This is a genomic window from Eisenbergiella tayi, assembly GCF_001881565.1.
GTDB lineage: Bacteria > Bacillota > Clostridia > Lachnospirales > Lachnospiraceae > Eisenbergiella > Eisenbergiella tayi.
In genome coordinates this window covers 187,772-207,778 of the sequence record NZ_MPDJ01000004.1, presented here as the reverse complement: position 1 = coordinate 207,778, position 20,007 = coordinate 187,772, and the positions used below count along the sequence as shown (strand labels likewise).

Genomic DNA, 20,007 nt, shown 5'->3' with positions numbered 1-20,007 from the left:
TTTTACATAACAGTTTGTCGGCCTAAATTTATAATAACACCTTGTCGGCTAACTGTCAACGCAGTCTTTCCTGTGGATTCCTGTATTTAATCTGTTTGTTACTGCTGTAATTTATGGTATGATAGGAAGAAGAAAGCAGGCAGGATGCTCCTGCGCAAAAGCACAGGGATTCCCGGAGAAGCAGGTTCGGAGAGGGAATCCGGAATCGAGGCCGGAATGTATGAATGTGCGGAAGCGGTCTATCAGAACGAAATCTGGAGGGCCGCCTCTTTAAAGGATGAGAACGGTAATTATAAGCAGGAACTGCGTCTGAAGATGAAAAAGGAGAGTCAGAAGCATTGCTTCAGCTGTCCGGAATGCGGGGAAAGCCTGATACTGAATGCGGGGAATATCAGGCAGCCTTATTTCAGCCATTATGCGGGCAGTGACTGTGTGCTTACCAGCAAGGAACAGGCGGAGAGACATCAGCTGATGAGGCAGGCCATGCTTTTGCTGGCTCAAAGCAGCTTCCCGGATGCCGAAATACGGGAGTATGCTCTTTTGAAGGGGAATATGCGCAGCCAGCTTCTCGTTATGTTGCCTGACAGTAAAATCGCGCTCAACTATGTATCTGATTTTGTGAAGCTTGGCAGGCTGGAAGATAAGATAGCCTGTATGAAAGAAAAAGGAATAAAACCGGTCTGGTTCACGCCCTTCAGGATAGCGGGCAGAGAAAAACTGACGACGGCAGAATATCTGATCAGCGCGGAGCAGCCGGTTCTTAAAAGCATTGACTGGTTAAATAAGCTTATTTATATGAAGGAATATGATGCGGATACGGACAAAGTGCTGTGGGAAGAATGCTATTCCTTTGCGGAACTGCGGCTGGACGAAGAGGGGGAATTCGTCTGCCGGGAACAGATAGAGCCTGATGAAAGTATATTACAGCAGCGAAGACATCAGGAAATGCTGGAAGAGAAGCTGGAGGAGGAGAGGCGTCTCAGGCTGGAATGCGGGAGAAACGCAGCAGCCTGCCTGTTCAGACAGAAAGAAGCCTCTTCTGCGGTGTATGAACCGGAACAGGTGGTGCTGCGGATTTCTAAGGAAGAATATCTTCAGCAGGAATATGCTTATGGACAGGATTTCTTTATGAAAGCCTTTGACGAATACTGGGTTTTGAAGAAGCTGAAAGGGGGAAGCCAGGAACGGCGTGCAGCGGCGGCAGTCAGGGAAAGATTCCTGGAATATGCGGATTATGAGCTGCAGTATGAACGGAAGGGGGAGGAGAAAGGACTTTTCTTAGGAAAGGTTCTTCAGATTCTGGAGGAGGTCCGTGACAGCAGGGAATGGCTGGCAGCGGGGAGTTAACAGATACAGAATACATTCCGACTTCCGGGAATAGCAGGAAGGAAATATTTTGAGGACACAGGAGAAAACCACCTATGGCAACCATCAAACAAATAGCGGAAGAGCTGGGAATAAGCCCTACCACCGTATCGAATGTAATTAACGGCCGTACAGGCAAAATGTCGGCGGAAACCAGAGAGAAGATAGAAGAGGCTCTGTGTAAGTACCACTATGAAACGGCAGGAAAAAGCGGCGGTGCTGCTGCGGAAGAAAATATGATTGCAGTGGGCTTCTGCATGGGGCGGAACAAGAATGTCATGACGGATCCCTTCTGCGGTGAGCTTTTGGGAGCCATTCAGAGGGCCGTAAAGTCCTATGGCAGATATATCGTTCTGGATGTACCGGAAACGGAAGAGGATTTAATCCGTCTGTGTGCCCCCTGGAATATCGACGGCGCGATCGTACTGGGATGGAACCCGGAGCAGTGCGCCAGGCTTCAGCAAAAAATCAACAAGCCCCTTGTTTTTATTGATTCCTGTTTTGAAGATATGGAAGCATATGATAATATCGGCCTGCAGGATTATGAAGGGGCCTTTGAGCTGATATCCTATCTGCTCCGTCTCGGACACCGTAACATCGCTTTTTTCAGCGATCAGGAGCCGCCTATGGCCAGCAACCGGGAACGGTTCAGAGGATATCTGGATGCGCTGAAAGCCTTTGATGTCCCTTTTTCCCGGGAAGACTTTTATTTCCTTCCGGAGAATAAGACGATGCGCCATGAGGTGTTGCGGCAGTTTGCAAGAAAGAATGGCAAGAAGTACAGCGCTGCCTTTTTCATATCTGATTATTATGCGAATGAAGCCATCACCGTTTTTTATTCCAAAGGGCTGAACGTACCGGATGATATTTCTGTAGTTGGTTTTGATGATAACATATATGCCAGGCTGTCAAGGCCTGCGCTTACCACAGTCCGCCAGCTTCCTGAGGAAAAGGGGAAACAGGCTGTGGAGTTGCTGATGAAAAGAATCCGGGGAGAAGAAAGCCCGGTGCGTTCCCTCACGCTTCCTACCGAGCTGATTGTGAGAGAAAGCACCAAGGCGGTATTTTCCTCCGAAGGGCGGCGGTAGAGGGAAACAGACGTATCCGTGCCAGGGTCCCTCCCGTCCTTTTGTTCCGCCTGCCTGCGCCTCGCCCTTTCTCCCGGGCCGGGGACGGCTTTGGATGTTGTTTCAGTTCCAGCCTCAAAAACGGGGTGTTTCTAAATATTTCATTCTTCCGGAATTCTGCCAGCGCGGCAAAACTCCTCGCGTTCGCTCGTCAGACAAGCCGCTAAGGACGGCAGCCTTCCGGAAGAATGAAATATTAAGAAACATCACCGTTTTTTCCCATGGAACTGAAACAACATCCAAAGCCGTCCCCGGCCCGGGAGAAAGGGCAAGGCGCAGGCAGGCGGAGCAAAAGGACGGGAGGGACCCTGGCACGGATACGTCTGTTTCGGCAGGCTAAGTATTTTATGTGTCTGTGGTTTTCGCGGGGGGTTCATTTATTAATCAATGGAATAAACGGTCTTTGATTGTACACTCTATACAATTAGAGACTGTTTTTTTGTGCAATAAATTGGTTTTGAAGAACACTTATTGAACAACCTGACAAAACCAACTAATCTTTTAGATAGAAAGATACCGAAAAAATGGTGTTTCCCGGAGGACGGGAAACGGCTGAAAAGGAAAGGGGATTATATATGGAAAACAAACAGGCGAAATGGTGGCAGAAGGCGGTTATTTATCAGATTTATCCCAGAAGCTTTTATGACAGCAATGCGGATGGAATAGGAGATCTTCAGGGGATTATACAGAAGCTTCCTTATCTGCAGGATCTGGGAATTGATGCGATTTGGCTGTCTCCGGTATTCCGTTCTCCTCAGGATGATAATGGTTATGATATCTCCGATTATCAGGATATTGATCCGATTTTCGGTAAGCTGGAGGATATGGATGAGCTGATTGCGGAAGCGAAGAAAAGGGGAATCCGTATTATCATGGATCTGGTTTTGAACCACAGTTCGGATGAGCATCCCTGGTTCCTGGAGGCGAAAAAAAGCAAGGATAATCCCTATCATGATTTTTATGTATGGCGTGACGGCGTGGAGGGAAAGTATCCGAATGATTTGAAGGCGGCCTTCTGCGGCCCTGCATGGGAATGGGTGCCGGAATGCGGACAGTATTACCTGCATCAGTTTTCTGTGAAGCAGCCGGATCTGAACTGGGAAAATCCTGCGCTGCGGAAAGCTATTTACGATATGATCAACTGGTGGATTGACCGCGGTGTGGGCGGCTTCCGGCTGGATGTGATAGACCTGATTGGAAAGGATACGGATAACTGTGTTATGGCAGAAGGGCCTATGCTTCATCCTTTTATCAGGGAGATGAGCAGCAATACCTTCCAGAGAGCCGATTTAGTGACAGTCGGCGAGGCGTGGAGCGCCACTCCGGAGAGGGCGTTCCTCTACAGTAACCCGGATGGCTCCGAGCTTTCCATGGTATTTCAGTTCGAACACATGGTGCTGGATCAGCAGCCGGGGAAAGAAAAATGGGATTTGGCCCCTCTTCCTTTTGTGGAATTTAAGAAGGTGTTTACGAAATGGCAGCAGAGTCTGTACCAGAAGGGATGGAACAGTCTTTTCCTGGATAACCACGACCTGCCCCGGGCGGTATCCCATTTCGGAAATGATGAAAAATACCGTGTGGAATCCGCTAAAATGCTGGCGACAATGATTCACGGCATGCAGGGAACCCCTTATATTTACCAGGGAGAGGAACTGGGGATGACAAATGTGAGATTTGACATTGAGGATTACCGGGATATTGAACTCCTGAACATGTATAAGGAACGGATGGAAAACGGATACGAGGAACAGGATATCATGCGTTCCATTTATGCCAAGGGCAGGGATAATGCAAGGACTCCCATGCAGTGGGATGAAAGCGCAAATGCCGGGTTCACGGCAGGAACTCCCTGGATACGCTGCAATCCTAACTATACAGTGATCAATGCCCAGGAAGAGCTGGTGGATCAGGATTCCATTTTCCATTACTATAAAAAATTGATTGCCTTAAGAAAAAAGGAAAATGTCCTTGTTGACGGCTGGTATGAGCCGGTGATGGAAGAGGATGAGGATGTTTTCGCCTATACAAGGGAAAATGATACGGAAAAGCTGCTCGTTCTCTGTAACTTTAAAGAACAGCCCCAGACACGGATCCTTCCGGAGGAATGGAAAAACGGGGAAGTGCTGATTTCCAACTATCCGGACAGCAGTGCGGGCGGAAATTTACGTCCCTTTGAAGCAATGATGATAAAGGTGAGAAAGGGGTAAGAAAATATGAGAAAACGGGGGAAAGCGGCGGCCTGCCTGATGATTGCGGCATTAACGGCAATCGCAGCGGTGCTGCCTGGCTGTCAGCCGCCGGACAGGAAAGGCAAAATCGAGATAGAGCTTGTACAATATAAGCCGGAAGCGGTGGAAGTATTTGAAATGCTGGAAGAAAAATTTAATGCCTCCCATGATAATATCCATCTGACTATTGAATCACCCAACGATGCGATGACCATCCTGAAAACCCGTTTTATCAGGGAGGACGCGCCGGATATTATTGGTATCGGAGGAGATATCAACTATTCCAATTTCCTGGATTCAGAGATGCTCATGGATATTTCCGATTACCGGGGCCTTGCGGATATAAATCCTTCTTACTTGACTATTGACAAGCAGCTGGAATTTATTCCCATGAACGGTACCTATGCGGTCCCTTATGTGGCAAATGCCGCCGGTGTTTTATATAACCGCGCCATGTTTCAGGAGAACGGATGGAAAATCCCGGAAACCTGGGAAGAATTTAAGGCTTTATGTGATACGATACAAGCCGCAGGAGTCCAGCCTTTGTACTTCGGCTTTAAAGATACCTGGAACTGCCTGGCACCCTGGAACGCCATAGCTGTGGATTTGGCTCCGGCCGACGTATGCAGCAGGGTTAACAGGGGAGAAACCACTTTTACTGAACAGTACAGGGAAGTGGCGGAACGTATGCTGGAGCTTCTTCCTTATGGACAGAAGGATCCTTTTTCCTACGGTTATAATGATGCCTGTACGGCCTTCGCACGCGGACAGTCTGCCATGTTTACTATTGGCAGCTATGCGGTGCCCCAGATCAAATCCGTGAATCCGGACATTGATATTGATACCTTTGTCCTGCCCGCCAGTGATAACGCACAGGAGAATGTGCTCAATTCAGGCATTGACCTGCAGTTTTCCGTCATGGCGGACTGTCCTGAAAAAGAAGCGGCCTATGAAGTCCTTGATTTCCTTCTTGCGGATGAGAATGTACAGGCCTACCTGGATAATCAGAATGCCGTGCCCTGTAAGAACGGGGACTTTAAGCTTCCTTCCATGCTGGACGGCGTCGCCGATTATATTAAGGAAGGAAAAATGGTGGATTATCAGGATCACCATTATCCGACGGAAATGGCGGTAGACGCCCTGATACAGACCTATTTGATTCAAAAAGATACCGATGCTTTTCTTGCCGGTTTCGATCAGGACTGGCAGCGTTATAACAGGGATCTGATTGCCAAGGTGCAGCGGTATGAAGATGAACATCCGGATACCGGTGCGGAAGGGGGAACGAATCAATGAATAAGAAGAAAAAAATGAGTGACAGAGACAGAACCTTTCTGCTGATTACGATACCTATCCTGCTGTTGTTTTTCTGCTTCAATACGCTCCCTTTGCTGAAAGGTTTTCTTTACAGCTTTACCAATTTTAAAGGCTACGGAAGCTATGATTTTGTTAAGCTGAGAAACTACATCGATCTTTTCCAGGATGCCCGTGTGGGAAAATCCTACCTGTTTACCTTTAAATTTGCGTTGGTTTCCACAATCCTGGTAAATGTCCTGAGCCTGATTCTTGCCCTGGGGCTGAACAGCAGAATAAAGGGAAAAAGCGCGCTCCGGGGAATTTATTTTATACCCAATGTACTGGGCGGACTGGTGGTAGGCTATATTTTCAGCTATCTTTTTACCTATATCCTGCCCGCGCTGGGACAGGCGGCGGGGATCGAAGCGCTGAGCACCAGCCTTTTGTCAGGAACCGGAACAGCCTGGTTTGCCATTGTGCTGGTATGCTCCTGGCAGTCGATAGCCATGAATACCATTATTTATATATCCGGGCTGCAGACCGTTCCCGAGGATGTGTATGAGGCCGGAGCCATAGACGGCGTCTCAGGCTGGAAAAAGTTTTGGAGCCTGACCTTCCCGCTGATCATTCCGTTCTTTTCCATAAATATGGTGCTTTGTATGAAAAATTTCCTCATGGTCTTCGATCAGATCATGGCCTTGACTAAGGGCGGGCCGGCGCAGAGTACGGAATCCATTTCCTACCTCATCTATAATAACGGTATGAGCGGAGGACAGTTCGGCTTCCAGAGCGCCAATGCATTCGTATTTTTTATAGTTATAGTAGCGATATCCGTCATTCAGATGCGAATTACCGGTAAGAAGGAGGAGCAGCTATGAAAAAAGGACAGCAAAAAGGAACGCAGCGGGTCAATTGGCCGGTTACGATTCTGTTGATTCTGGGAAGCCTTACGATTTTCTTCCCCTTATATATGGCAATTGTCATAGCCTTTAAAAGCCCCTCCGAAATGACCAATGACATCGCCGGAATTCTGTCCCTGCCCTCCGCATTCCGGCTGGATAACTTTACAGAAGCCATGCGGGTAACAGATTTCTGGCATTCCCTGGGAAACAGCCTCCTCATTACCTGTACGGTCATCCTTATAGCCATTGCGGTCCATTCCCTGGCCGGATACGCCATCGGGCGGAATATGGCCCACAGCCGTTTTTATAATATTGCCTACCTGTACATTGTGAGCGGTATGTTCGTCCCCTTTGCTATTCTCATGATGCCGCTGGTAAAGCAAACAGCCCAGATAGGACTGGCAAACCGGGTGGGGGTTATCCTTTTGTATGTGGTATTCTATATGCCCATGAACCTGCTTCTGTATTCCGGCTACCTGAAAAACATCCCGCTCGCGCTGGAAGAAGCGGCAAGAGTGGATGGAGCCAGCACCTGGGAGACCTATTGGAAAATCATTTTTCCCATTATGAAGCCCATGCACGCCACGGCAGCAGTCCTCACCGCGCTGGGGACCTGGAATGACGTAATGACGCCTCTGGTTATCATGTCCGGAACCGGGCACAATACGCTGCCGCTTGCACAGCTGAACTTCCAGACACAGTTCGGGACGAACTATAACCTGGCATTCGCCTCTTACCTGCTGGCGCTGCTTCCTATTCTGATTTTCTATCTGTTCTGCCAGAAACAGATATTGAATGGCGTTGTAAACGGGGCAGTGAAGTAAGGTTTAATTAATTTATTTCTGGTCATTACTGTATGAAATATGGCAACAGCAAAAAAGCAGATGCTTAACCGGCATCTGCTTTTTTTGGCGTGCGAAGCTTTTCATCCCTGCGGATGTTTTATTTCCCGTTTTTTATTTCGCAAAATCTCACCTTATGCGAAAATTAGAGTAAGTTTTAAACTGACATTTTATGGTAATTATAAACTCAACACTGGAATTTATTGTAAGACAAGTTTTGTATTTTGTCAATTAATGCGTAAAAAAATATATTGAAATGTCATTTTCTGTCGCATCAGGTATAAATTACCGGGAAATGACATTGCTGACAAACAGACAGTAATTACTTTTACGGAATACAAGCTGCGTTTGAGTTGCCATAGGTGGTGCAGTTAATTTATGAGCCGTCAAATATTTCGTCAGGACGATGGAGGAGACTATGGCAAGAAAAGGGGAAAATATCTATAAAAGGAAGGATGGCCGCTGGGAAGGACGTTACCATAAAATCAATATGGCGGACGGCCGTCAAAAATATGCTTCTGTCTATGGGAAAACCTACAAGGAAGTGAAGGAAAAGCTTTTTTTAAAGAAAAGGGAACAGTTCCTGGAAAAAGGCGGACATGGCTGTCTGCCGATCGGCCTTACGATAGGGGAGGCCGCCGGGATGTGGCTGGAGGAACGCAGAGGCGCCTGGAAGGAATCCACACTTTCCACCTATCGTTCCATTACGGAGAAGCATATTCTGCCGCTGATTGGTTCCGTACCGGCGGAAGCCTGGGATTTTGCCGCATACAGAGAATATTTCAAAATTCTGAGGGAAGGGAAACAGGGAAAAAAGCTTTCCGAGCAGTATCTGCACCAGATACACATTATTTTAGGACAGATTCTGCAGTTCCTGAAGGACAAATATCACTGTACCGGGCTGGAACAGCCCCACGCGCCTTACGCCGCCAGACACAGGCCGGTACATCCCCCGCTGGAAACAGATATACGGAAGCTGGAAGCATACCTGCAGAAAGAAGCGCTGAAAGGGGATGTTACCTGCATGGGCATCCTCCTGACCGGCTGCAGCGGAATCCGTATTGGAGAACTGTGTGCCCTGAAATGGGGCGATATCAGTTTTGAGAAAGGTACGATGCATATCGGCAGGACCCTGCAGAGAATCCGCACTTTTTGCAGTAACAGCGGGGAAACAGGCTGTTATTCAACCGGAACGAAAATAACAATTACTTCCCCCAAATCAGGTAATTCAGACAGAGAGATCCCGCTCCCCGGTTATCTGCTTACACTTCTGCAAAAATGGAGAGGCAGACAGGAGGATTATCTGATGCCGGGAAGGAAAAAAGAATATACCGAGCCGAGGACCTTACAATACCGGTTCCTGAGAATTCTGAAAAGCCTGGGGATCCCCTCCTTTAATTTTCACATGCTGCGGCATATTTTTGCCACAAACTGCATTTCCCATGGATTTGACATGAAAACAGTAAGCGAACTGCTTGGACATTCCAATGTGACTACCACGATGCGTATCTATGTCCATTCCGATATGCAGCGGAAAAAAATGCTGATGGCGGATTATCGGATGACGGCTTAGCTGGGGGAGAATCAGTTCCATCTTCCTTTTCATTTCTGAGCCGTCAAAAAAATGGTCAGAGGTACTACAAATATATAGAATACATCTGCTTCTTACGCGTCTTTTCGCATAAGGTGAGATTTTGCGAAAAAAGGCAATAACAGTTTTAAACCGACATGCTCCCATTGATGCCTTATAAGCCGGTTATCAGACAGGAAAACCGCGGATGTGCCGTTTCCCTGTCATGGGATGGCTTAATTGTATAACAGATCAGGGAGCTTCGGAAGGTGGGAAAGAATGGAAAAGGAAACTTATGACAGGAAGGCCGCCGGCAATCGGATACGGGAGAAACGCAGACAGCTGGGAATCACCATGAAAGAAGCGGCAGAAAAGCTGGGAAGAGTACCGACCTATTATGCGGATATCGAACGAGGCAGCTGCGGAATGTCGGTGGAAACCATGATTGCCATATCCCGACTCTACCATATGTCTCTGGATTACTTAATCCTCGGAACACAAGAAGAGGAAAAGACAGAAGATGCAGGAAGGACATACCAGGAAGAAACCGAGGCTGTATACCAGCTTCTGAACCATGTGTCAAAGAAAGAAAGGCTTTACGCGGCCAAGGTCCTGCGGACCTTTCTGATTGCCTGCAGTGATATGGGGACAGAGGACAGAACAGACCATAGCCGGTCCCTCAAAGGGAGAGTAAGAAAGAATGAATGGACTGATTGATATCCATTCTCATATACTGCCTCTTGTGGATGACGGGGCGGAAAGTGTGGAAATGGCTCTGCTTATGCTGAAGAAAGCGGCAGAGGAAGGAATTGAAAAAATCATACTCACTCCTCATCAAAAACCGGATCGAAGATGTGTTACGCCGGAAGGAATACTCCGGAGAATGGAAGAACTCCAGGAACTGGCCGGAAAAGAAAAAATACCGGTACGGCTCTATCCGGGGAATGAGATTTTTTACCGCCATGGGCTTGCGGAATTGCTGGATAAAGGGAAAATACGGACTATGGCAGATTCCCGCTACGTACTGATCGAATTTTTGCCCGGAGAGGATTATACCTATATCCGGGATGCGCTCAGCAGAGTCGCCTCCTTTGGATACCGGCCCATAACAGCCCATGTGGAACGCTATGTGAATGTAATGAGCCGGATAGACAAGGCAGAGGAACTGAAAGAGGACACAGGCTGCTATTTTCAGGTGAATGCCGCCAGCGTGACGGGTGAGAATGGCTTTTCCGTAAAAAATATGACCAGAAAGCTTTTGAAAGAAGGACTTATTGATTTTATTGCCACGGATGCCCATAGAAGCGAAGGAAAACGAAGCCCTGACATGAAAGCCTGTGCAGAATGGGTGAAAAAAAAGCTGGGTGAGGAACGGATGGAACAGATATTCTGCGGAAACCCCACGGCCCTGCTGAAGGATCAAATCATATGATACAGCCCTGACATTTTAAAAATAACAGAACCGCCCAAAATTGATGTGCAAACAGGAATACAGATTGGAGAATACAAAAGTGATGGAAGAAAACACAATGCAGCAGACAGATGAGATAGAAATTGATTTATGGGAAATCTGCCTGGTGCTGGTACATAATCTGGCATTGATTGTATCGGTGGGAATTATGACTGCGCTGGGTACCTTTCTGATAACACAGCTGTTTATCACCCCCAAATATGAGTCCACCACTAAAATTTACATTCTGAATAAGCAGGAAAACAATGCAGTTACCTATTCTGATATCCAGCTGGGCACTCAGCTGACCAAAGACTATGCGGAACTGATCCAGAGCCGTTTTGTCCTTGAAGAAGTAGTACAGGGAATGGGACTGGATCTGAGTTATGAAGAGATGAAGAAAAAAGTATCCGTAACAACCCCGACAGATACCCGCATCCTGGCTATTACTGTGGAGGATACCGATCCGGTGATGGCAATGCAGCTCGCCAATTCCATTCGTGAGGCTGCCGCCGTCCATATCATGAATGTTATGGACATCCAGGCTGTAAACGTGTCGGAAACCGCGAATATGCCCATGAAAAAAGCGAGCCCCAGTGTGATGAAAAATACATTTATCGGCGGTGTGCTTGGTATATTCCTGATGATTGCCGTGATTTTGGTGCGTTTCCTTATGGATGATACCGTAAAGACACCCGAAGACGTGGAAAAATATCTGCAGCTTTCCACCCTGGCGGTAATCCCCCTGAACGAAGGGGAAGAAGACGGGAAGAAGAAAAAGAAAAAAGTAAAAAGAAGCTAGTGCTCCAACCGGCCAGAAACGCTGCTGACAGTACTGGCCGGATAGAGCACTAGTAAGAGAGGCAGAAAAGAGTATCGAAGGGACGGTTGCTTTTCTGCTGTTGTCTTGTGCGGAAAGCAGAAATGAACAGCTGTGAGCGGCAGGAGTGTACGGCTGTTACCTACCAAAAACGGATACAACGGATAAAGGAGAAAGGCCACCATGCAGACAGTCACATTTAATTCCATAGAAAAGCTGGATTTCAGAACAAAGGAAAGTTATAAGACCCTGCGGACTAACCTGGAATTTTCAGGAAAAGACAGGAAAGTGATTTCCATAACCAGCAGTACACCCAATGAGGGAAAAACAAGCGTATCCTTTCAGCTTGCCCTGTCAATTGCGGAAGGCGGGAAAAAGGTCGTCCTTGTGGATGCGGATCTTCGGAAATCCGTGCTGAAAGGCCGTTATAAAACCAATGCAGCCCGGTATGGCCTGTCCCATTACCTCAGCGGACAGGCATCCATTTCAGATATATCCTGCAAGACCAATATCCCTGATTTTTATGTGATTTTCTCCGGCCCGGTGCCTCCGAATCCCAGTGAATTATTGGGAAACGATGCATTTCGGCTGCTGCTCGAATACCTGCGGAAGGAATACGACTATGTGATTGTGGATACGCCGCCGTTAGGGAGCGTCATTGACGGTGCGGTAGCTGCGCAGCATTGCGACGGAACCGTCATCGTGGTTGAAAGCGGGGCTATCAGCTATAAATTTGCCCAGAAAGTAAAGGAACAGCTGGAAAAAGTGGACTGCCGGATTTTAGGCGTGATTCTGAATAAGGTGAACATGAGCGGCAAGGGATATTACGGCGCTTATTATGGGAAGTATTACGGGAAATATTACGGAAAGTATTACGGGAATAGTGAGGAAGGCGGGCTGCATGCCGCTGTGGTGCAGAAGGGGACAAAAGGAGCCAAGGCGGTGAAGGGGGAAGGAAATCTGCATTCCCATGACAATAAAAGTACCAGAGAATCGGGGAAAGAAAAGACAGCAGAAGAAGGCGTAATCGCTGAGGATGATATGATTCAGCTTGATATGGATATTGTGGAACTGGCTGAAGATACGGAATTGATAGAGGAACTGAAGTAAAGGAGGCATTAGAGGAATATGAAAAAGTTAGTATTCATAATCGGAGGAATTGACATTGTTCTCCTGGCAGTTTGTATGTTCCTGTATCTGGGGAAGGACAGAACCGCGCCGGTGATCTCATTTGGCGAGAATGCGGTGAGCTATGAAGAAGGGATGGATGAAAGTCTTCTGCTTCAGGGAGTTGTGGCTATGGATGAGAAGGATGGAGATGTGAGTGACAGCCTGCTGGTGGAAAAGATAGCGGGGACGAACGGGAAAGAAGTGATCGTTACCTATGTGGCGAGGGACAGTGCGAATAATGTGGGGAAGGCCTCCAGGGCGTTTCCTGTGGCAGAGAGTTATATGGGAAGAGATGTGCTGCCTGCTGCGGGGGAAGGACTGGACGATGAATATGGAATGGATGAAAGCAGGATGGAGGAGTCGGAGACAGAGACGGAGAGTAATGAGGAGAGCAGTTCTGTGCCGGATGATATGGACAGGAATGATGCAGAGGAGGAACGGAATGGGGGAGATGGAGAAGAGGGGAGGCAGGATGAACAGGATGAGGAACCTCAGGAACGTCAAGAGCCGCAGGCTGGGCCGAATCCGGTGTTGGTGACGAGCGGGGATGTGGTTAGTACGAAAATTGGTACAGCACCGAATTGGGGACAGGTGATAGCGGCGATGACGGATGATAAGGATGATTATAATACGCTTTATAATAATTTGAAGCTGGAAGGGCATGTGGATTTGAATGCGGCTGGGGAGTATCCGGTGACGTTGTATACGGTGGATTCGGATGGGAACCGGTCGGAGGTTAGAAATTTGGTGGTTAGGGTGGAGGAGTAAACAATCTAAATAATTGAATTCTAAAAAGATTTAAATTTGTTGAGTTATTTGAATAATAATTATGAAAGCTGTTTTAGATTATAAACATAAGCAAACAATATTGTGACAATTTGTTTGATAATTTAATTCCTTTAAACAAGAAAAAGTAAATGAAGGGAGGTTTTGAAGTGAAAAAAATAAAAAGGTCTCAAGACATTAAGGTTTGCCTTGTGGGTTCTTCAGGAGGGCATTTGGCACATTTATATATGCTAAAACCTTTTTGGAAAGAAAAAGATAGATTTTGGGTGACTTTTGATAAGGAAGATGCACGAAGTTTGCTTAAAGATGAGAAGATGTATTCATGCTATTATCCTACAAATCGCAGTCTAAAGGCACTGATAATTAATTCAAAATTAGCAATAGAAATTTTACTTTCAGAAAAACCAGATCTAATTATATCATCAGGCGCAGCAGTAGCAGTTCCTTTTTTTTATTTTGGAAAGTTAATGAGAAAAAAATTGATTTATATAGAGGTATTTGATCGAATTGATAAGCCTACAATGACAGGTAAAATTGTATATCCAATAACGGATAAATTTATTGTGGAATGGGAAGAAATGAAACGAGTATATCCTAAAGCAATTAATTTAGGAAGTATATTTTAATTTCTTAGAATAATTATTTAGGAGTGAGAGAAGATGATTTTTGTTACAGTAGGAACACATGAACAATCTTTTAACCGTCTGGTTAAGTATATGGATGAATATAAAAAAAATAACATTGATGAAGATATTATTATTCAAACTGGATTTAGTACATATATACCTCAGTATTGTACTTGGGAAAAAATATTTCCATATAAAGATATGCTCAATTATATATCAGAAGCAAGGATTGTAATTACTCATGGTGGTCCATCTAGTTTTATTTTGGCACTACAAGTTGGAAAAATTCCCATTGTTGTACCAAGGCAAAAACAGTTTAATGAACATGTTAATAATCATCAGGTGGAATTTGCGTTAGCTGTGGCTAAAAGACAGAAAAATATTATCGTAGTAGAAGATATTAATAAATTGGAGCAGACTATTAAAGATTATAATGAGATTGTTTGTTCTATGACTACAGGATTAAAAAGTAATAATGAGATATTTATTAAAGAATTTAAAAATCTTGTTAGAGAAATAATCGAGGATAAGGAACAAAAGTAAGATGAATAAGGTTGGTATTATGTCAATGCAACGCATTGCGAATTATGGCTCTTTTTTACAGGCATATGCTTTGAAAGAAATATTACAGGAGCGGGAAGTTAATATTGAATTTGTTGATTATCATATAGAACCAGTTGTAATAAGTCAAGTACAAAATGAAAAAAGGGGAATAAGTGGAAAAGTATATAAAGCACTAGAGACAATGCGATACGACGCTCCTTTATTACATAAATTTGAGTTTTTAAAGTATAAAGAAGCTTTTTCCAGAAGTTATCTTCCAATATTAGGAATATCAAAAGACATGAATTATACTCCAGAACTGGATTGTCTTTTAATAGGGAGTGATGAGGTTTTTAATTGTATCCAAAAGAATGCTAATGTAGGCTGTTCTATGGAATTATTTGGGAAAGATAATCGTGCTAAGAAGTTAATTAGTTATGCCGCTTCTTTTGGTAATACTACTCTGGAAAAATTAGTGTTTTATCGAAAGGCAGATGAAGTTGGAAGATTACTAAAAACATTTGATTGCATTTCTGTACGAGATAAAAATTCAGGCATTATAGTGGAACAGCTTACAGGAAAAATGCCGGAATATCATTTTGATCCTGTATTGATTTATGATTTTATAAATAAATGTAATAGAATTCCAATTTGGAAATCGACAGAAAAATATCTTATTCTCTATGCATATTCCGGAAGAATTTCAAATAATGAAGCAATCTGGATCACTGACTATGCTAAAAAACGTGGATTAAAAATATATGCTATAGGTGGTATACAAAAATGTGCAGATCGATTTATTAATTGTACTCCATTTGAAATATTCACCTATTTTATAAATGCTGAAGAAATTATTACTGATACTTTTCATGGAAGTATATTCTCTATTATTACACATAAGAAATTTACTACTATTGTAAGAGAGAGTATTGATGATTCTTACGGAAATGAAGAAAAATTAATTGATTTGTTAACGCGATTAAATCTTATGGATCGATTGACAAAATCTATTCAATATGTAAATAAAATAAATGAAAAAGAAGTTAACTATGATCTTGTTGATAAAATAATATATGAACAAAGGCAGAAAACTAACGAATATTTCAAACGGGAGATTGGATAATGTATACGGAGTTAAAAGCTTATCAAATTATTATTGCGTTGATGAAAAAATGGGAAATTAGTCAGTGTGTATTGTCGGCAGGTAGCCGTAATGTCCCATTTGTTCATTCTGTAGAAGAGGACCCTTTCTTTCAATGTTACTCTGTAGTAGATGAGCGAAGTGCTGGATATTTTGCTTTAGGATTGGCACAAGAAAAAGGAGAACCTGTTGTGCTTTCTTGCACTTCATCTACTGCAACTTGTAATTATTGGCCACCGATTGCTGAAGCGTTTTATCAAGGTGTTCCACTTATTGTGTTGACAAGTGATCGTGATCCCGCAATGTTAGGACAATGGGAAGATCAAATGATTGATCAAATAGGAATGTATGATCGTCATGTGCGTAAATCGGTAAATCTTCCGATTATAAGAAATAGGGCTGATGAAGTATTTTGTCAAAGATTAGTTAATGAAGCCTTTTTAGAATTAAATCATCACTCTAAAGGACCTGTTCATATTAACATACCAATGAATACCTATAATAATTCATTTAATATAAAAGAATTACCTAAAGTCACCAAAATTGATAGGTTATGTATAGATGATGAAGTAGCTGTTTGGAACAAAAAAATTGAAAAATTAAAGAATTCAAAAAGAATATTAGTTACATGTGGCCAAAATAATCATATCTCCAATAAGTTACTTTCATTAATTAAATATTTTTTCAGTCATTATAATACTACGATAGCAGTAGAGTGTACCTCTAATATAGCATTAGATGAAATTATTAATACATCTGTATGTATGGATGTTCGATATGCCAATACTGAAATCGTTAAGGAATTATTACCGGATATTGTTATTTCTTTTGGTGGTAATATCATGTCTGGAATAAAGGAACAACTGAGAAAATTTGCTGGAAAATTTGAACATTGGTCTATACAGGAGGATGGCCATGTTGTTGATATGTATAAAAGTATAACTACCATATTTGAATGTTCTCCTGAGTATTTTTTTGATTTCTGTAAAGATAATACGGATGATACATATAAGAACAGTCGAGAGTATTATAATAAGTGGAAAGAATATACAAATTCTATTATTATCCCAGAATTTCCCTATTCACACATTTATGCTATTCAACAAATTGTCGAACGTATACCTAGTGATTCAATCCTACATTTAAGTATAAATAATAGTATACGTATAACGAATTTTTTTAAGATGAATCAAGGAATAAATGTTTATGCAAATATTGGTACTCATGGAATAGATGGTTGTCTTTCTTCTTTCTTGGGACAAGCGACAGCCGCATCAAATAAACAAAGTTATCTTATTATTGGGGATCTTGCCTTTTTTTATGATATGAATGCTATACGCTTACGTCATATTAGTAAAAATGTGCATATTCTTATGATAAATAATCAAGGAGGATCAGAATTTTACTTTAATAAAATGTGGAAAAATTCAGCAAGTGATTTACATACAACGGCTCGACATTATACTACTGCAGAGGGATGGGTAAAATCTAATAATTTCACATATCTTATGGCACGAGATAAAGAATCATTATTAGAAAATTTAACGGAATTTATGCGAGAGGATTTGGAACGACCTGTATTCATGGAAGTATTTACTGAAATGAAGCAAGATGCTGATGCTATTTATGATTTTTTTGATTTAAGCCGTCCGAGAAACTTTCAATCTGAAATAATTCGTAAAAGTAAAGATTTAATTAAGTCAACAATTGGACAGGAAAAAATTCAGAGTATAGTTGATAACTTGAAAAATTAGAAGAGGCGAACAATTCATGAATTCTTGGGTAATCAGAATAATTAAAATAAATCATAATTGATTTTTATACAACGATTTATTGGAGAATAGGTAACTGAAGCTTTTATTATTTTAAAATACAAGGGGAACTAATATGGGAGAAGTAATACGTGTTTTACATATATTACAAAGAATGGAGGCGGGAGGAACACAAGCATTATTAATGAATATTTATAGAAATATTGATCGAAATAAACTACAATTCGATTTTTTGGTTGAATATCCAGAAAAACAATTTTATGACGATGAGATATGTAGTTTAGGAGGTGAAATTTACTATACTTCAGTAAGAGAAGATTTTAATATTATTAAATTTCAAAATCAATTAACAAATATATTATTAGAAAATAAAAATTATAAAATTGTTCATATGCATACATATTCAATTGGTTATTTCTGTTTACGCATAGCTGAAAAATGTGGGGTACCGGTAAGAATTGCACATTCGCATAGTAATTCAATGACGCAGGATTATAAAAAATACATTAAATATATATTACAACGATTGTATACAATTCATGCTACAGACTTGTTTGCTTGTTCACAAGATGCGGGAAGATATTTGTTCAAACATAAAAAATTTCATGTGTTAACTAATGCTATTGATTCTAGTAAATTTGTAGCTAATACATTAATGAGAGAAACGATAAGAAAAGAACTAAATATCAGTAATAAATTCGTAATAGGTCATGTTGGTAGATTCCAACCAGAGAAAAATCATGATTTTTTACTTGAAATATTTATGGAAATTAGAAGAAAACGTAATGATGCTGTTCTACTTCTTGTAGGATCTGGAAACTTAAAGAGTCAGATAATAACTAAAGTTAACTTAATGTCTTTAACAAATAATGTATTATTTCTTGATAACCGGCGAGATATGAATCGAATATATCAGGCGATGGACGTTTTTTTATTTCCTTCACTTTATGAGGGATTGGGCATTGTTGCGGTTGAGGCACAGGCTTCTGGTATTCCAGTTGTTGGTTCGGAAAGAATACCAAAGGAGGTTGAAATTTCCCCTTTATATAAGCATCTATCATTAGATAATAGCGCTGAGATGTGGGCGAGTGAAAGTATTGAATTTGCACACAATGTATATAGTCATAGTAATATGCAACGATATATTATTAATGCTGGATTTGATATTAATACAGTAGTATCAGAAATAGAAAACTATTATATAGAGAGTGCTGAAATCGCAAAGATGAAATAAAGATAGTGGAGGTTATTAATGCAGTCAGGATTAAGAAATTCAAATCTATTTTTATTTTTTGTTTATCTGAATGTTATATGTAAGGGAATAGGACTGGATAATGACAGTTTATTCTATCAAATTCTCATAGTTTTTGGGGTTCTTGCTCTGATTCTAAAAGTAACTGTTGAAAAATATAAACCAGAAGAATTAATTTGGGCTATGGTTTTAAGCTTATTAGGAATAATTAGTTTGTTTATAACCAGAAAACCAACATTATTATTAACATGTATTTGTATTATTGGAATGAAAAATGTCAATATGGAAAAGTTATTTATGGGGATGTATAAAATTCGATTAATAACATTCATAACGGTTATTTCTCTTTCATTTTTAGGTATTGTGGAAAATAAAAGTATAGAGATGTGGAGAAATGGTGGGTTTGATATTAGGTATTCGCTAGGATATGGTCATCCAAATTCTTTACATCTGTCATTATTTATTTTAATTTCACTTTATATTTATGTAAAATATAGTAGTCTGAAAATCTATAACCTAATCTTTTGGATGATTGTCAATCTTTTTATTTTTAATTATTCAGGAAGCAGGACAGGTGCATTAAGCGTTTTTTTGTTGATTAGTTTGTGCTTTTTGACAAAAATAGAGTTGGCACGATCAATAATATTAAAATTGCCAAAGTACTTATATATGATTTTAATAATTCTTTCCTTTACATCTGCTTTATTATATGGGAAATCTGAAGAAATTAGTATATTGAATATATTATTAAATGGTAGGGTGTCGTATTCTAACTATTATATTACTAATTATAGATTTACCCTATTTGGTAATAATATCTTAAATGATTTTACTCTATTTGATAATGGCTATATCTATTTGTATATTCAATATGGTATATTAGGATTCTTATTAATTTCATGGTTAATTATTAGTTCATGCAACTATGTTAATAAAATTTATGATATACGAAAAGCTGTTATCCTGATTTCATATATTATTTATATCTTTACAGAAAGTTTTAGCCCAAATATTTTTATGAACATAATACTTTTTTTTGCGGCACCTGTTATTTTTCCCCCTGTTTCGAAAGAAAGGTATTCTATTGAACAAGATAAAAAAGAATTATATATATAAT

At 41.6% G+C, this 20,007-nt stretch carries 18 protein-coding genes; all 18 read left to right on the top strand.

The window, feature by feature from the left end; translation table 11 throughout:
* Nucleotides 1–144: 144 nt before the first annotated feature.
* The 18 genes from BLA28_RS15565 (at nt 145) to BLA28_RS15475 (ending at nt 20,006) form a co-directional block, all read left to right on the top strand.
* Nucleotides 145–1,347, top strand: coding sequence for a competence protein CoiA family protein (locus tag BLA28_RS15565; RefSeq protein WP_069158101.1), 1,203 nt, complete (start codon nt 145–147; stop codon nt 1,345–1,347).
* Between the two features lie 74 nt (nt 1,348–1,421).
* Nucleotides 1,422–2,453: a LacI family DNA-binding transcriptional regulator gene (locus BLA28_RS15560; RefSeq protein WP_069158100.1), complete on the top strand. Its 1,032-nt coding sequence runs from the start codon at nt 1,422–1,424 to the stop codon at nt 2,451–2,453.
* 614 nt (nt 2,454–3,067) lie between these two features.
* The gene (locus BLA28_RS15550) at nt 3,068–4,699 is read left to right on the top strand and encodes an alpha-glucosidase (RefSeq protein ID WP_069158625.1); all 1,632 of its coding nucleotides are present in this window, start codon (nt 3,068–3,070) and stop codon (nt 4,697–4,699) included.
* 6 nt (nt 4,700–4,705) lie between these two features.
* Nucleotides 4,706–6,016: an ABC transporter substrate-binding protein gene (locus BLA28_RS15545; RefSeq protein ID WP_069158098.1), complete on the top strand. Its 1,311-nt coding sequence runs from the start codon at nt 4,706–4,708 to the stop codon at nt 6,014–6,016.
* The gene (locus tag BLA28_RS15540) at nt 6,013–6,894 is read left to right on the top strand and encodes a carbohydrate ABC transporter permease (RefSeq protein ID WP_069158097.1); all 882 of its coding nucleotides are present in this window, start codon (nt 6,013–6,015) and stop codon (nt 6,892–6,894) included. The genes BLA28_RS15545 and BLA28_RS15540 overlap by 4 nt, the downstream gene beginning before the upstream one ends.
* A complete protein-coding gene (locus BLA28_RS15535) occupies nt 6,891–7,742 on the top strand; it encodes a carbohydrate ABC transporter permease (RefSeq protein ID WP_009252530.1) in 852 nt (283 codons plus the stop codon). Before BLA28_RS15540 ends, BLA28_RS15535 begins: the two co-directional genes overlap by 4 nt.
* Before the next feature lie 436 nt (nt 7,743–8,178).
* On the top strand, nt 8,179–9,333 hold the full coding sequence (locus tag BLA28_RS15530; RefSeq protein WP_069158096.1) for a tyrosine-type recombinase/integrase: 1,155 nt from the start codon (nt 8,179–8,181) through the stop codon (nt 9,331–9,333).
* Between the two features lie 276 nt (nt 9,334–9,609).
* Entirely contained in the window at nt 9,610–10,047 is a 438-nt protein-coding gene (locus BLA28_RS15525; protein WP_069158095.1) for a helix-turn-helix domain-containing protein, read from the top strand.
* A complete protein-coding gene (locus tag BLA28_RS15520; protein WP_069158094.1) occupies nt 10,031–10,762 on the top strand; it encodes a CpsB/CapC family capsule biosynthesis tyrosine phosphatase in 732 nt (243 codons plus the stop codon). Before BLA28_RS15525 ends, BLA28_RS15520 begins: the two co-directional genes overlap by 17 nt.
* A gap of 64 nt (nt 10,763–10,826) precedes the next feature.
* On the top strand, nt 10,827–11,582 hold the full coding sequence (locus tag BLA28_RS15515) for a YveK family protein (protein WP_242880618.1): 756 nt from the start codon (nt 10,827–10,829) through the stop codon (nt 11,580–11,582).
* Nucleotides 11,583–11,783: 201 nt separating this feature from the next.
* Complete coding sequence (locus tag BLA28_RS15510; protein ID WP_069158093.1) at nt 11,784–12,710, top strand: polysaccharide biosynthesis tyrosine autokinase; 927 nt, start codon at nt 11,784–11,786, stop codon at nt 12,708–12,710.
* An 18-nt stretch (nt 12,711–12,728) separates the two neighbouring features.
* Nucleotides 12,729–13,538 carry a hypothetical protein gene (locus BLA28_RS15505; RefSeq protein WP_069158092.1) on the top strand — a complete coding sequence of 270 codons (810 nt, stop codon included), beginning with the start codon at nt 12,729–12,731 and terminating at the stop codon, nt 13,536–13,538.
* 194 nt (nt 13,539–13,732) lie between these two features.
* Entirely contained in the window at nt 13,733–14,182 is a 450-nt protein-coding gene (gene pssD / locus BLA28_RS15500; protein ID WP_069158623.1) for a PssD/Cps14F family polysaccharide biosynthesis glycosyltransferase, read from the top strand.
* Between the two features lie 33 nt (nt 14,183–14,215).
* Nucleotides 14,216–14,725 (top strand): glycosyltransferase, encoded by a 510-nt coding sequence (locus BLA28_RS15495; protein WP_069158091.1) that lies wholly within the window; start codon nt 14,216–14,218, stop codon nt 14,723–14,725.
* Nucleotide 14,726: 1 nt separating this feature from the next.
* A complete protein-coding gene (locus BLA28_RS15490; RefSeq protein WP_069158090.1) occupies nt 14,727–15,848 on the top strand; it encodes a polysaccharide pyruvyl transferase family protein in 1,122 nt (373 codons plus the stop codon).
* On the top strand, nt 15,848–17,620 hold the full coding sequence (gene menD / locus BLA28_RS15485; RefSeq protein ID WP_069158089.1) for a 2-succinyl-5-enolpyruvyl-6-hydroxy-3-cyclohexene-1-carboxylic-acid synthase: 1,773 nt from the start codon (nt 15,848–15,850) through the stop codon (nt 17,618–17,620). The genes BLA28_RS15490 and menD overlap by 1 nt, the downstream gene beginning before the upstream one ends.
* 133 nt (nt 17,621–17,753) lie before the next feature.
* The gene (locus BLA28_RS15480; protein WP_081330082.1) at nt 17,754–18,872 is read left to right on the top strand and encodes a glycosyltransferase family 1 protein; all 1,119 of its coding nucleotides are present in this window, start codon (nt 17,754–17,756) and stop codon (nt 18,870–18,872) included.
* An 18-nt stretch (nt 18,873–18,890) separates the two neighbouring features.
* Nucleotides 18,891–20,006 (top strand): hypothetical protein, encoded by a 1,116-nt coding sequence (locus tag BLA28_RS15475; protein ID WP_069158088.1) that lies wholly within the window; start codon nt 18,891–18,893, stop codon nt 20,004–20,006.
* Nucleotide 20,007 lies beyond the last annotated feature (1 nt).